Genomic DNA, 13,436 nt, shown 5'->3' with positions numbered 1-13,436 from the left:
GAAGCGGCCGTGAGCTTCGATTTCTGGGCCGTTCTGGTCGACTGGCCGCTGCTCGCCAAGGGCGTGGCCTGGACGCTCGGGCTCACGGCGGTCGCGACCGTGGTCGGCATGGTGGTGGGCGTGGCCTGCGCCTGGGCGCGGGCCTCGGGACCGACGTGGCTGCGCTGGCTGGTCGGCAGCTATGTCGAGCTGATCCGCAACACGCCCTTCATCGTGCAGCTGTTCTTCATCTTCTTCGGGCTTCCGGCGAGCGGCGTGATGCTCTCGCCCGAGGCCGCCTCGCTGATCGCGATGGTGCTGAACCTCGGCGCCTATGCCACCGAGATCATCCGCGCCGGCATCGAGGCCACGCCCAAGGGGCAGATCGAGGCCGCGGTGAGCCTCGCGCTCAGCCGCGCCCAGGTCTTCCTGCGCGTGGTGCTGCCGCCGGCCATGAAGAAGGTGTGGCCCGCGATGGTGAGCCAGATCATCATCGTGATGCTGGGCTCGGCGGTGTGCGGGCAGATCTCGGTCGAGGAACTGAGCTACGCCGCCAACCTGATCCAGAGCCGCAACTTCCGCGCCTTCGAGGCCTTCATCGTCGCCACGCTGGTCTACCTGGCGCTCGCGGTCGGGGCACGGCGCCTGTTCAACTGGGCCGGCCCCCGGTTCTTCTTCGGCAAGTGAGCGCAGCATCATGGGCGAATTCACCCTCTGGGACATCCTGCGCAACCTGCTGCTGGCGCTGCGCTGGACGGTGGTGCTGTCGCTGATCGCCTTCTTCGGCGGCGGGCTCGTGGGCGGTGCGCTGCTTGCGCTGCGGCTGCGCGCGGGGCGGCTGGTCGAAGCGATCGTTGCGGGCTACGTGCAGCTCTTCCAGGGCACGCCGCTGCTGATGCAGCTGTTCCTGGCCTACTTCGGGCTGGCGCTGCTCGGCATCGAGGTGTCGGCCTGGACCGCGGCCACCGTCGCGCTCACGCTCTACACCAGCGCCTTCCTGACCGAGATCTGGCGCGGCTGCGTGGCCGCGATTCCCAAGGGCCAGTGGGAGGCCTCGGGCAGCCTCGCCCTGAGCTTCGGCGAGCAGCTGCGCCACGTGATCCTGCCGCAGGCCGTGAAGATCGCGATCGCGCCGACGGTCGGCTTCCTGGTGCAGGTCATCAAGGGCACCGCGCTCGCCTCGGTGCTCGGCTTCGTGGAGGTGACGAAGGCCGGCAGCATGATCGCCAACGTGACCTTCCGGCCCTTCACCGTCTTCGCCTGCGTGGCGCTGCTGTATTTCGTGCTGTGCTTCCCCGTGAGCCTGTACGCCAAGAAACTCGAGAGGAAGACCCATGGCCGCCGTGCTTGACGCCCCGAAGAACCACGCCGCGGCGCCCGAGGGTGCGCCCATCGTGCGCATCACCGCGCTGCGCAAGTCCTACGGCACGAACGAGGTGCTCAAGGGCATCGACCTCGACGTGAAGCGCGGCGAGGTGATCGCGATCATCGGCAAGAGCGGCTCGGGCAAGAGCACGCTCCTGCGCTGCATCAACGGGCTCGAGGAATTCCAGGAAGGCGCGCTCACGGTCGACGGCAAGCCGCTGCTGCACGACAGCGCGATGGCGATGCGCGCACTGCGCCAGCGCGTGGGCATGATCTTCCAGAGCTTCAACCTGTTCCCGCACCTGACGGTGGGCCGCAACGTGATGCTCGCGCCCACGCTGGTGAAGAAGCGTTCGTCGCTGGAAGCCGCCGCACAGGCGCGCAAGCTGCTCGAGCGCGTGGGCCTGGCCGAGAAGTTCGACGCCATGCCCGACCAGCTCTCGGGCGGGCAGCAGCAGCGCGTGGCGATCGCGCGCGCGCTCGCGATGGAGCCTGCCGTGCTGCTGTGCGACGAGATCACCTCGGCGCTCGACCCCGAACTGGTGGGCGAGGTGCTGCGCGTGGTGGAGTCGCTGGCCGACGAGGGCATGACGCTGCTGATGGTCACGCACGAGATGAGCTTCGCGCGCAAGGTCAGCGACCGCGTGATCTTCATGCACCAGGGCCGCGTGCACGAGATGGGACCGCCGGCCGAACTGTTCGGCGATCCGAAGACGCCGGAGCTCAGGCAGTTCCTGTCGTCGCTGCACGACTGAGGGGCGGCCGCCGCCCTTCTGCGGCGCTCACTTGCGCGCAGCGACGCCGCGGCGGCCGCGCACCGCCATGCCGGGCGGCAGCGCGAAGGCATCGTCGGCCCCGAGCCCCGTCTCGACGCCGAGCCGCGCCGCGAGGTGCGCGGCGTCGTACGGCGCGTGCACCTTCACGTCGTTGTCGAAATAGCAGTACACGTCGCGCGGCTTGCGCCCGGTCATCTTGCGCCTGGGTTCGGCGAGGCGGGCGTCCTTCACCTGCCGTCCATGGCGCCAGGCGTCGATGCGCTCGGCCCAGCGGTCGAGCGCCGCGGCGTCGTAGCCGCTGGCATAGAGCTCCTTGTCGCCATGCAGCCGCATGTAGACGAAGTCGGCGCAGAGGTCTTCGAGCAGCGGCCAGCGCCCGGCCGTGTCGGCCACCACCAGCGCCACGCCGTGCCGGCGCAGCAGCGCGATGAACTCGGGCGTCTCGAAGCTCGCATGCCGGACCTCGACCGCATGCCGCAGCCGCTGCCTGGCGGGCACCTTGAGGAAGCTGCGGTCATTGAGCCTTTCGTCGTGCTGGCGCGCGAGCGCGAGCGCGGCGCGGCCGTCCCGCGGCAGCAGCGAGAAGAACGCATCGAGCCGCTCGGCATCGAAGGCGAACGAAGGCGGCAGCTGCCACAGGATGGGGCCGAGCTTGTCGCGCAGCGCGAACACGCCCGAAGCGAAGAAATTGGCGAGCGGCGTGCGCACGTCCTTCAGCCGCAGGATGTGCGTGACGTAGCGCGGCCCCTTCACCGCGAACACGAAGCCCTCGGGCGTCGCGTCGTGCCACGCCTGGTACGAGACCGGGCGCTGCAACGAGTAGAACGAACCGTTGATCTCGATGGTGGGCAGCATGCGCGAGGCGAACTCCAGCTCCTGGCGCTGCGCCAGCCCCGCGGGATAGAAGCGGCCCCGCCACGGCGCATAGCGCCAGCCCGAGATACCGATTCGCGTCTCGCCTTGCATCGTTCGCCGTTTGTCGCGCCGCGGCCGATGCCCCGGCGTAGGAAGATGCCCTGTGGCGGCGCCGGCCGCCCGCCAGCCGAAAATGCCGGAACCGCGCCGCCTGTGGCAAGCTCCGAATCCGTATGCAGACCCCCTTCCCGCCTTCCGCTTCCCGCCGCCTGCTGCTGCGCGCCCTCTGCGGCGCCGCGGCCCTGCCGCTGCCGCTCTCGGCGCTGGCGGGCTTCAACTTCTTCACCAGCGAATACACCGCGACGCGCGACGAACTGCAGGCGCAGATCGCCAGGCGCTTCCCGGTCGCCGAGCGCTATGCCGAGATCTTCATGGTGGGCCTGCGCGATCCCCAACTGGGCCTCGATGCGCGCAGCAACCGCGCGGCCATCACCGCCGCGCTGACGATCGCGAGCCCGCTGCTCGCCACCTCGCCGGTGCAGGGCGTGGTGTCGGTCAGCAGCGCGCTGCGCTACGACGCGCCGGCCCGCGCCCTCCGGCTCGACCAGCCGCGGGCCGAGCGGCTCGAACTGCAGGGCGTGCAAGGCCGCGATGCCGAACGGCTGCAGAAGATCGGCGCCGTGGTGGCGCAGGAGCTGCTGCACGGCCAGGTGCTGCGCAGCTTCACCGCCGAAGAGCTCACGGTCGGGCGCAAGACCTACGAGATCGGCGACATCACGGTCGAGGACAACGGCATCAAGGTACAACTCAAATGAAGAGCTTCCCATCGCGCAGCCTGCTCGCCGCCTGCCTGGCCGGCGCCCTGCTCGCCGCGGGCTGCACCGCGATCACGCAGCACCCGAGGCAGCACTTCGACCTGCAGGCCCACCGCGGCGGCCGCGGCCTGGCGCCGGAGAACACGCTGGCCGCGTTCTCGAACGCGATCGACCTGGGCGTGAGTACGCTCGAACTCGACATCGGCCTCACGGCCGACGGCGTGGTCGTGATCTCGCACGACACCCGCCTGAACCCCGACCACACGCGCGACGCGAACGGCGCCTGGCTCGCGCCGAAGAGCGGCCCCGCGATCCGCGCGCTCACGCTCGCGCAGCTGCAGCGCTACGACGTCGGCCGCCTCGATCCCGCGAGCAACTACGGCAAGCAGTTCGCGCTGCAGATACCGCGCGACGGCGAGCGCATTCCGACGCTCGCCGCGCTCTTCGAGCAGGTGCGCGCACGCGGTGCCGGCGCCGAGACGGTGCGGTTCAACATCGAAACCAAGATCGACCCCACCCGGCCCGACGAAACCGCGGCGCCCGAGCCGATGGTGCGCGCGCTGCTCGCGGAGATCGACAAGGCGCAGATGGGCGGCCGCGTGAGCATCCAGAGCTTCGACTGGCGCACGCTCGCGCTGGTCGGGCAGCTTGCGCCGCAGCTGCCGCGCGCCTACCTGAGCTCGCCACGCACGCTCAAGGACAGCCGCTGGACGGCCGGGCTCGATGCCGCGGCCTTCGCCTCGACGCCGCAGCTCGTCAAGGCCGCTGCGGGCACCGCGTCCGGGCCTGTGATCTGGTCGCCGGCGCACAACGACCTCACGCCCGCCGCCGTGCGCGAAGCGCAAGGCCTGGGCTTCAAGGTGATGCCCTGGACCGTGAACCAGCGCGCCGACATGATGCGGCTGATGGACTGGGGCGTGGACGGCCTCATCACCGACTACCCCGACGTGCTGCGCGACCTGATGCGCGAGCGCGGGCTGGCGCTGCCGCCGCCCGGAAGGCCGTCGCGATGAGCGCCCCTGCATCGCAGCTCGACGCGATCGCCGGGCGCATCGAGGCGCTCCGCAACGGCAGCGGCGGCCCGGTGACCGCTCTGTCGGACGAGGCCCGCGCGAGCGCCGAGCTGCTCGCGGCCCTACCGCCGCGCTATGGCGAGGTGCTGCTGAACCTGCTCGACCGGCTCGAATCGAGCGCGCTGTTCAGCGAGGAAAGCTGCTCCTTCAGCCAGAAGGACCTGCTCGACAATCTGCAGGCCTGGGCCGACAAGGCCCGCGGCCGATTGAACGAATCCTCCCGGGAGAACTGAGATGCAAAGACGCACCCTTCTGCTGCGCGCCGCGCCGATGCTGGGGCTGGCATCGGCCACGGCATGGCCCTGGGCCGTTTCGGCCGCCCCGGCCGCCGCACCGACGATCGAGGTCTGGAAGGACCCGAACTGCGGCTGCTGCGAGGACTGGGTGAAGCACCTCGAAGCGCACGGCTTCACGACCCGCGTGCACGCCGACGGCAACGCGGCCGTGCGTGCACGGCTGGGCGTGCCCGAGCGCATGGGCGGCTGCCACACGGGCGTGGTGGGCGGCTACGCGGTCGAAGGCCACGTTCCCGCGCGCGAGATCCAGCGGCTGCTGCGTGAGAAGCCGAAGGCCGTCGGCCTCGCGGTGCCGGGCATGCCGATCGGTTCGCCGGGGATGGACGGCCCCGCCTACGGCGGCCGGCGCGATCCCTACGACGTGCTGCTGGTGCAGGCCGACGGCCGCGCCAGCGTCTACCAGCGCTACCGCTGAGCGCTCGGCGCCTCAGCCGAAACGCCGCGGATCGAAGGGCGCGAGCGCGATCTCCGGTGCGGCGCCCGCGAGCAGTTGCGCGGCGAGGCGGCCGGTGCGCGCCGAACCGCAGAGGCCCACGTGGCCATGTCCGAAGGCGAGCACCACGTCGGCGCTCGCCGCCGCGCTGCCGATGCAGGGCAGCCCGTCGGGCAGGCTGGGCCGATGGCCGAGCCAGTGCTTCGCCGAAGCCGCCGGCGCTGACGCCAGCGCCGGGAACATCGCGCGCAGATGACGCAGCAGGATCTCGGCGCGGCGCCAGTCGGGCGCGGCCTCGAGCCCGCCGATCTCCACCTGTCCCGCCGCGCGCAGGCCCCCGTCCATCCAGTGTGCGATGAGCTTGCCGTCGGCCACCATCATCGGCGTGCGCGGCCCGGCCGTGGTGCCTTCGACGACCACGTGGTAGCCGCGCTCCGATTCGAGCGGCACCGGCGAACCCGCCGCCGCGGCCAGCGGCCCGGAGCGCGCGCCGGCGCAGATGGCGGCGGCATCGCAGGCGATCTCGCCGGCCTCGGTGCGCACCGCACGCAGCCGGCCGCCCTCGATGCGAAAACCCGTCGCACGCGCGGCCACCCGCCCGGCGCCGGCCGCCTGCGCATGGGCCGCGAGCGCGGCCACGTAGGCGCCCGGGTTGCGGCAGTGGCCCGCCTCCGGCACGAAGATGCCGAGCGTGTAGCGCGCATCGAGGTCGGGTTCGCGCTGCCGCAACTGCGCCGCGGACCATTCCTCCCACTGCACGCCGGTGCGCCCGCGCACGCGCCAGGCGAGCGCATCGCCCTCCAACTCCGCGCGCGAGCGATAGGCATGCAACAGCCCGCGCCGCTCGATGAGCTGCGGCACGCCGGCCTCGCCCGCGAGCCGCGCATGCAGCGCCGGCGCGTCGGCCAGCAGGGTGCGCAGCGCATCGGCCGTGCGCTGCACGCGCGCCTCGGTCCAGCCCGAGGCGAGATAGCGCAGCAGCCAGGGCAGCGCGCGCGGCAGATGGCGCCAGCGCACCGCGAGCGGACCGAGCGGATCGGCGAGCCAGCCCGGCACCTTGCGCCATGCGCCGGGCAGCGCGGGCGGCACCACCGAATGCGACGACAACCAGCCCGCGTTGCCGTAGCTCGTGGCCTGCGGGCCGCCGGGTTCGCCGGGCTCGATCACCGTGACGCGCAGGCCCGCGCGCAGCGCTTCGATGGCGGTGGCGCTGCCCACGGCGCCCGCGCCGATCACCACGACGTGGCGCGCGGCGCCGCCGGTGGCGGAATTGCTTTCGACTGTCATGCGGCGATCGTAGGGCCTGCGGCACGATGCGGCGGCGCCCGCGCTCCTTACATCGCGTAAACAGGCTCGGCGGACGCCGTCCCATAATCGGCCGCCATGCCCCTCCCGTCCTCCGCACCTTCCGCTTCGGCGCCGCCGTCTTCCGGCGCCATCACCGACGTTCCCGGCATCGAGGTCGGCCATTTCTCGGACACGCGCCGGCCCACCGGCTGCACCGTGGTCCTCGCGCGCGAGGGCGCGGTGGCCGGCGTGGACGTGCGCGGCGCGGCGCCCGGCACGCGCGAGACCGACCTGCTCTCGCCCGGCAACCTGGTGCAGCAGGTGCACGGCGTCATGCTCGCGGGCGGCAGCGCCTGGGGCCTTGCGGCGGCCGAGGGCGCGATGCGCTGGCTCGAGGAACGCGGCATCGGCATGGACGTGCGCTTCGGCACGTTGCCGATCGTGCCGGCCGCCGTGCTGTTCGACCTGCCGATGGGCGACGCCCGCATCCGCCCCGATGCCGCCGCGGGCTACGCGGCCTGCGAAGCGGCCCGCGCCGCCATGCCGGCCGAAGGCAACGTGGGCGCCGGCAGCGGCGCGCTGGTGGGCAAGCTGTTCGGCCTGCACTGCGCGATGAAGGGCGGCATCGGCACCGCCTCGGTCACCGTGAGCGGCGTGACGGTGGGCGCGCTGATCGCGGTCAACGCGCTCGGCGACGTGATCGACCCCGACACCGCGCGGCCCGTGGCCGGCGCCCGCACCGACGACGGCCGCGCGCTGCGCGACACCCGCCGCGCGCTGCTGCAGGGCGATGCGCCGCGACCGCTGCTCGCCGGCACCAACACCACGATCGGCGTGGTCGCGACCGACGCCGTGCTCACGAAGGTGCAGGCCAGCCGCCTCGCGAACGTCGCGCACGACGGCCTCGCGCGCGCGATCAACCCGGTGCACACGATGAGCGACGGCGACACGCTGTTCGCGCTCGCCACCGGCCGCGTGCCGCTCGACGGCCCCGGCGCCGAAGCCCGGCCCGGCATGACGGTGCTCGGCACCATGGCCGCCGAGGCGGTGGCGCGCGCCACGCTGCGCGCCGTGCTGGCCGCGCGCGCGGTCACCGTCGGCGAACTGCATGTTCCCTGCGCGGCCGACCTGGCCGCAGCGAAAGGCTGATTCCCCATGGCGATGCCCAAGACACTGAAGCTGATCCTGCTGTCCATCCGCGACCTGATCGCCTCCGCGGGACCGGTCGTCTTCCTCGTGATCGGCCTGCTGATCGCGGCCTACTGGTGGCTCGACCCGCAGCCGCCGCGGCATGTGACGCTCGCCACCGGGCCCACCGGCAGCGCCTATTCGCAGTTCGGCAAGCGCTATGCCGAGCTGCTGAAGGCGAGCGGGATCGAGGTCGAACTGAAGGCGACCTCGGGCTCCTCGGAGAACCTGGAGCTGCTGCGCAACGGCGGCGCCGACGTCGGCTTCGTGCGCGGCGGCAGCGCCGACCCGGTGGCCGACGAGGAAGCCGGCCTCACCTCGCTCGGCAGCCTGTTCTTCGAGCCGATCTGGCTCTTCTACCGCGCCGATTCCGCGCAGAAGATCGACCGCAAGACAGGCACGCTGACTTCGCTCACGCAGCTGCGCGGCCTGCGCGTCAACGTCGACATGCCGGGCAGCGGGCTGCCCGAGATCATGGACAGGCTCTTCCGCGCCAACCACATCGAAGCGGGCGCGATGCAGCTCTCGAACCTCGAGCAGGCGGCGGCCACCGAGGCGCTGCAGGCGGGCCTGCTCGATGCGATCGTGCTGGCCTCGGCGCCCGAATCGCCGCAGGTGCAGCGGCTGCTGCGCGCGGGCGACATCAAGCTGATGGACTTCGGCCAGGCCGATGCGTACTCGCGCCGCTTTCCGTTCCTCTCGGCGGTCACGCTGCCGCGCGGCGTGGTCGACCTCGCGCGCGACCTGCCCGCGTCCGACGTCGCGCTGCTCGCCGCCACGACCTCGCTGCTGTCGCGCGAGCACACGCATTCGGCCCTGCGGCAGCTGTTCGCCCAGGCCGCGCAGGGCGTGCACAGCGATGCGGGCTGGTTCAACCGCGCGCGCGACTTCCCCAACACGCGCACCAGCGAACTGCCGGTGAGCCCCGAGGGCGACCGGGCGATCAACGGCACGCCGCCGTTCTGGCAGCGCTACCTGCCCTTCTGGGCCAGCAACCTGATCGAACGCATGTGGCTGGTGCTCGGCGGCCTGCTGGTGCTGATGCTGCCGCTGAGCCGCGTGGTGCCGCCGCTCTACCAGTTCCGCGTGCGGCGGCGCGTGTTCCGCTGGTACGCGCGGCTGCGCGACATCGAGGCCAAGGTCGATGCGCGGCAGGGCGAGCGCGACGAGCTGCTGAAGGAGCTCGACGAGCTCGACCGCGTGGTCAACAAGGTGGCGGTGCCGCTGTCCTACGCCGACGAGCTCTATGCGCTGCGCAACAACATCCACACGGTGCAGAAGCGCGTGCAGATGCGCTGGCCGCAGCCGGGCGATTTCGCGCCGCGCGCGGCAGCTTCGACCGAAGCCGCAAAAACCGCTTGACCTGGAGCGCGCTCCAACTTCGAGAATTCACGCCATGGAAGCCCCACTGACCATTGCGGAAGTCGCGCGGCGCACCGGCCTCTCGGCCGACACGCTGCGCTACTACGAACGCATCGGCCTGCTCGCCGCGGTGCCGCGCGCACCCGGCGGCCAGCGCCGCTATGCGAGCGCGGACATGGACTTGCTGGCCTTCCTGTTGCGCCTGCGCGAGACCGGCATGTCCATCCAGGGCATGCAGGCCTTCGTCAGGCTTCGAAGCCAGGGGGACGCCAGCGTCGGCGAACGGCGCGAGATGCTCGAGCGGCATCTGGCCGAGGTTCAGGCCAAGGTGGCGGCGCTGCAGCAATCCATGCAGGCGCTGTCGCTCAAGATCGACCACTACCGCAAGGTCGAGAAGACGAACGAGCGTCCTCCTCTGTCGGGCAAGGCCCGGAAAGGAAAGACGAGCGATGACGAACACACAACAACAACAACGGCAAGACCCGGTTCAGGGCGAAAGCCAGCGCTACGCGCGTGGCCTGGCCAAGCTTCATGAGATCGACGGCGAAGGCGGCGTCAAGGTGGTCGAGAGCCTGGCCGGCATCGCTCCGGACTTCGGCCGACTGGTGATCGAGTTCCCGTTCGGCGACATCTATTCGCGCCCCGGCCTCGACCTGCGCTCCCGCGAGATCGCGACGGTGGCCGCGCTCACCGCCATGGGCAATGCCACGCCGCAGCTGAAGGTGCACATCCAGGCCGCGCTGAACGTGGGCGTGACACGCGACGAGGTGGTCGAGGTCATGATGCAGATGGCGGTGTACGCGGGATTCCCGGCCGCGCTCAACGGCCTCTTCGCGGCGCGCGACGTGTTCGCGGCGGACGATGAAAAAAGCGCGCGGTCCGGACAGGAACCACGCGCTGCGACGGAGACGGCCTGAGCGGCTTCCCGCGCCGACCCGCTCAGAACGGGGTGCGGCCAAACCGGGAACACCGCGGAACCGGCTTCGCCGGGCCGCAGGTGTTGCCCCCTTTGAGGGGGAGCGGCTACACGAAGTGAGCCGCATGGGGGTGGACCTACTTCAAGGCCTTGTAGCGCATGCGCTTGGGCTTGGCGCCCTCTTCGCCCAGGCGCTTCTTCTTGTCGGCTTCGTACTCCTGGTAGTTGCCGTCGAAGAAGGTCCACTGGCTGTCGCCTTCGGCCGCGAGGATGTGGGTGGCGATGCGGTCGAGGAACCAGCGGTCGTGGCTGATGACGAGCACGCTGCCGGCGAATTCGAGCAGGGCGTCTTCGAGCGCGCGCAGCGTTTCCACGTCGAGGTCGTTCGAGGGCTCGTCCAGCAGCAGCACGTTGCCGCCCGCGATCAGCGTCTTGGCCAGGTGCAGGCGGCCGCGTTCACCGCCCGACAGCGTGCCGACCTTCTTCTGCTGGTCGGCACCGTTGAAGTTGAAGCGGCCCGCATAGGCGCGGCTGGCCATCTGGAATTTGCCGACGTTGATGATGTCGAGGCCGTTCGAGATGTCTTCCCAGACGGTCTTCTGGTCGGCCAGCGCATCGCGCGTCTGGTCGACGAAGGCCATCTTCACGGTCTGGCCGATCACGACCTCGCCCGAATCCGGCGTTTCCTTGCCCGCGATCAGCTTGAACAGCGTCGACTTGCCGGCGCCGTTCGGGCCGATGATGCCGACGATCGCGCCGGCCGGGATGTTGAAGCTCAGGTTGTCGATCAGCACGCGGTCGCCGAAGGACTTGGTGACGTTCTTGAACTCGATCACCTGGCTGCCCAGGCGCTCCGCCACGGGAATGAAGATTTCCTGCGTCTCGTTGCGCTTCTGGTATTCGACGTCGCTCAGCTCCTCGAAGCGGGCCAGGCGCGACTTGCTCTTGGCCTGGCGCGCCTTGGGGTTCTGGCGCGACCACTCGAGTTCCTTCTTCAGGGCCTTGGCGTGGGCTTCCTCGCTCTTCTGCTCCTGCGCCAGGCGCTCGCCCTTCTGCTCCAGCCAGGTGCTGTAGTTGCCCTTCCATGGAATGCCGCGGCCGCGGTCCAGTTCGAGGATCCACTCGGCGGCGTTGTCGAGGAAGTAGCGGTCGTGGGTGATGGCCACCACGGTGCCCGGAAAGCGCTGCAGGAACACTTCGAGCCATTCGACCGATTCGGCGTCCAGGTGGTTGGTCGGCTCGTCGAGCAGCAGCATGTCGGGCTTCGACAGCAGCAGGCGGCACAGCGCGACGCGGCGCTTTTCGCCGCCCGAAAGCAGGCCGATCTTGGCGTCCCACGGCGGCAGGCGCAGCGCGTCGGCGGCGATCTCGAGCTGGTGCTCGGAATCGGTGCCGGCGGTGGCAATGACGGCTTCGAGCTCGGCCTGCTCGGCCGCCAGCGCGTCGAAATCGGCGTCTTCGGCGGCGTACAGCTCGTACACCTCCTCGAGGCGCTTCTTGGCCGCATTGACCGCGCCCATCGATTCCTCGACCGACTCGCGCACGGTGTGCTCGGGATTGAGCTTGGGCTCCTGCTCCAGGTAGCCGATGGTGAGGCCCGGCATCGGCAGGGCTTCGCCCTCGATCTCCTTGTCGACGCCGGCCATGATCTTCAGCAGCGTGGACTTGCCCGAGCCGTTGAGGCCGAGCACGCCGATCTTGGCGCCCGGGAAGAAGGAGAGGGAAATGTCCTTCAAGATCTGCCCGCTTGGGCGGCACGGTCTTGCTGACACGGTTCATCGAATAGACGTATTGAGCCATGGTTCTTTGGGTGAAATCGGTTGGAGCTTTGGGGGAAATTATGCCGGGCGACGGTGGAGGGCCTGCCGCCGGCCTCGACTCGCTCTTGTGGTCAAAGCCATGAAGCTCGGGCCTGAATCTGGCCGCAATTGAAAAATCCCTACTGATTCGCGATCGGATCTTTGCATTTTCGCAGCACCATCCGTGAAAAACATCCGCATCCGCAACCCTGCACGCCGGAACGCTCCCGGACAGCGTTGGTAGGCTCAAGTCACAGAGTCTGCTGCGCGCTCGAAGCACGGCCGATGAGGCGCCGAAATCCGGCGAATCAATCGCTCAACAGGGAAGCAAAATGTCCAAAGAAGTCAGGCTGCGCGGGACGCAGTCTTCGTTGCACGCGCCTCGCCGCGCGACCTCATCCAAGCTAGTGGCGCTGATCTGCGCCGGATTGTTCACGCTATGTGGCTGCGGCGGCGGTGGCGGGACGAGCCCCACCGCGGTCTCTTCGCCGCCAAGCTTTCAAGCTAACGATCTGAGCGTCGCAGCACCGGCCACATCTTCGGCTGCGTCAATGACAGTGCTCGACTGCACAATAGACGTCTATGGGGACAGCATCATGGCGAATAACGGTACGGCGGAAAGACCGCTGGCAGCGCTGCAGAGAAAGCATCCTTACCTGACTTTCATCGACCATTCCATACCCGGAACGCTATTGACAGACCTGCGCCGCGAATTCAATGGACTTCCACGCAGCGGCCGCTGGGTTGTGATCGAAAACGGCGTGATCGATGCTTGGCGCAACGTCGATGCGAGACTGTTCGTCCATACGCTGAAATCCATGCTCGAGCAGGCGCGATCCGAAGGGCGCGAGCCCATCTTGACCGGATTTTCGCGGCAGGTTGCCACGCCCGCGCTGTACATCAACGACGCGGAGCTGATCCGGCGCGACCAGTACGACGAACTCACGCGCATCACGGCAGCCCAGATGAAGGTGGCCTTCGTCGACTGGGGCTCGGTGCGCTTCGACGGCCGCGACGACCTGCAGGACGGCATCCATCCCAACCTCGACTACAGCAACCGGCTGTTCGAGAAACTGCTCTCGACCCTGGATCGCGTGACCCAATGCAGGTAGCCCGAGGCGTTTCGCCGGACTCGTGCGACAATAGCGACGTTGCCGGGTCCAGTTGCCCGCAACGCCGGCTCTCTGCCGGGGACGAAGAAAATCCATCAGCCTTTCGGCAACCCTCTTGCGAGGCTGGACTTTCCGGCTCCCACCCCTGACCTTCATCTGCCTTGACTGGCTCGGCGTCAC

Annotated in this window: 14 protein-coding genes and 1 pseudogene; 12 read left to right on the top strand and 3 right to left on the bottom strand. The window is 69.8% G+C overall.

Features of this window, described 5'->3' with window-relative positions; genetic code table 11:
• Positions 1 to 9 precede the first annotated feature (9 nt).
• From M2165_RS17430 to M2165_RS17420, 3 genes are read left to right on the top strand one after another with little or no spacing between them, the layout of a single operon-like run.
• Positions 10 to 666 carry an amino acid ABC transporter permease gene (locus M2165_RS17430; protein WP_280815844.1) on the top strand — a complete coding sequence of 219 codons (657 nt, stop codon included), beginning with the start codon at positions 10 to 12 and terminating at the stop codon, positions 664 to 666.
• Between the two features lie 10 nt (positions 667 to 676).
• Complete coding sequence (locus M2165_RS17425; protein ID WP_280815843.1) at positions 677 to 1,330, top strand: amino acid ABC transporter permease; 654 nt, start codon at positions 677 to 679, stop codon at positions 1,328 to 1,330.
• Entirely contained in the window at positions 1,314 to 2,099 is a 786-nt protein-coding gene (locus M2165_RS17420) for an amino acid ABC transporter ATP-binding protein (RefSeq protein ID WP_280815842.1), read from the top strand. Before M2165_RS17425 ends, M2165_RS17420 begins: the two co-directional genes overlap by 17 nt.
• 27 nt (positions 2,100 to 2,126) lie before the next feature.
• Here M2165_RS17420 and M2165_RS17415 read toward each other — a convergent pair whose 3' ends face one another.
• The gene (locus M2165_RS17415; protein WP_280815841.1) at positions 2,127 to 3,086 is read right to left on the bottom strand and encodes a DUF72 domain-containing protein; all 960 of its coding nucleotides are present in this window, start codon (positions 3,084 to 3,086) and stop codon (positions 2,127 to 2,129) included.
• A gap of 122 nt (positions 3,087 to 3,208) precedes the next feature.
• On the opposite strand from M2165_RS17415, the gene M2165_RS17410 reads away from it, so the two are divergent.
• Genes M2165_RS17410 through M2165_RS17395 form a run of 4 tightly spaced genes read left to right on the top strand, consistent with a single transcriptional unit; the run spans position 3,209 to position 5,574 of the window.
• On the top strand, positions 3,209 to 3,790 hold the full coding sequence (locus tag M2165_RS17410; RefSeq protein ID WP_280815840.1) for a DUF1439 domain-containing protein: 582 nt from the start codon (positions 3,209 to 3,211) through the stop codon (positions 3,788 to 3,790).
• Entirely contained in the window at positions 3,787 to 4,803 is a 1,017-nt protein-coding gene (locus M2165_RS17405) for a glycerophosphodiester phosphodiesterase (RefSeq protein WP_280815839.1), read from the top strand. The genes M2165_RS17410 and M2165_RS17405 overlap by 4 nt, the downstream gene beginning before the upstream one ends.
• On the top strand, positions 4,800 to 5,096 hold the full coding sequence (locus M2165_RS17400) for a hypothetical protein (RefSeq protein WP_280815838.1): 297 nt from the start codon (positions 4,800 to 4,802) through the stop codon (positions 5,094 to 5,096). The genes M2165_RS17405 and M2165_RS17400 overlap by 4 nt, the downstream gene beginning before the upstream one ends.
• Before the next feature lies 1 nt (position 5,097).
• Positions 5,098 to 5,574, top strand: a complete 477-nt coding sequence (locus M2165_RS17395; protein WP_280815837.1) for a DUF411 domain-containing protein — start codon at positions 5,098 to 5,100, stop codon at positions 5,572 to 5,574.
• A 12-nt stretch (positions 5,575 to 5,586) separates the two neighbouring features.
• On the opposite strand, the gene M2165_RS17390 is transcribed toward M2165_RS17395, so the two are convergent.
• On the bottom strand, positions 5,587 to 6,879 hold the full coding sequence (locus M2165_RS17390) for an FAD-dependent oxidoreductase (RefSeq protein ID WP_280815836.1): 1,293 nt from the start codon (positions 6,877 to 6,879) through the stop codon (positions 5,587 to 5,589).
• A gap of 96 nt (positions 6,880 to 6,975) precedes the next feature.
• Here M2165_RS17390 and M2165_RS17385 point away from each other — a divergent pair, with 96 nt between their 5' ends.
• The 4 genes from M2165_RS17385 to M2165_RS17370 are packed head-to-tail and all read left to right on the top strand — an operon-like array spanning position 6,976 to position 10,346.
• On the top strand, positions 6,976 to 8,028 hold the full coding sequence (locus M2165_RS17385) for a P1 family peptidase (RefSeq protein WP_280815835.1): 1,053 nt from the start codon (positions 6,976 to 6,978) through the stop codon (positions 8,026 to 8,028).
• A 6-nt stretch (positions 8,029 to 8,034) separates the two neighbouring features.
• Entirely contained in the window at positions 8,035 to 9,429 is a 1,395-nt protein-coding gene (locus tag M2165_RS17380; RefSeq protein WP_280815834.1) for a TAXI family TRAP transporter solute-binding subunit, read from the top strand.
• Positions 9,430 to 9,463: 34 nt separating this feature from the next.
• Positions 9,464 to 9,964, top strand: a complete 501-nt coding sequence (locus tag M2165_RS17375; RefSeq protein ID WP_280815833.1) for a MerR family transcriptional regulator — start codon at positions 9,464 to 9,466, stop codon at positions 9,962 to 9,964.
• Positions 9,879 to 10,346: a carboxymuconolactone decarboxylase family protein gene (locus M2165_RS17370; RefSeq protein WP_280815832.1), complete on the top strand. Its 468-nt coding sequence runs from the start codon at positions 9,879 to 9,881 to the stop codon at positions 10,344 to 10,346. The genes M2165_RS17375 and M2165_RS17370 overlap by 86 nt, the downstream gene beginning before the upstream one ends.
• A gap of 136 nt (positions 10,347 to 10,482) precedes the next feature.
• Here the strand turns inward: M2165_RS17370 and ettA are convergent.
• Positions 10,483 to 12,145: pseudogene (gene ettA, locus M2165_RS17365) on the bottom strand (energy-dependent translational throttle protein EttA).
• A gap of 331 nt (positions 12,146 to 12,476) precedes the next feature.
• Between ettA and M2165_RS17360 the strand changes: the two are divergent.
• Positions 12,477 to 13,256 carry an SGNH/GDSL hydrolase family protein gene (locus M2165_RS17360; protein WP_280815831.1) on the top strand — a complete coding sequence of 260 codons (780 nt, stop codon included), beginning with the start codon at positions 12,477 to 12,479 and terminating at the stop codon, positions 13,254 to 13,256.
• The last annotated feature ends 180 nt before the right edge of the window (positions 13,257 to 13,436 follow it).

The sequence above is a fragment of the Variovorax sp. TBS-050B genome, assembly GCF_029893635.1.
Lineage (GTDB): Bacteria > Pseudomonadota > Gammaproteobacteria > Burkholderiales > Burkholderiaceae_C > Variovorax.
The sequence above is the reverse complement of the archived record's forward strand: the minus strand, read 5'-3'. Positions and strand labels throughout refer to the sequence as shown.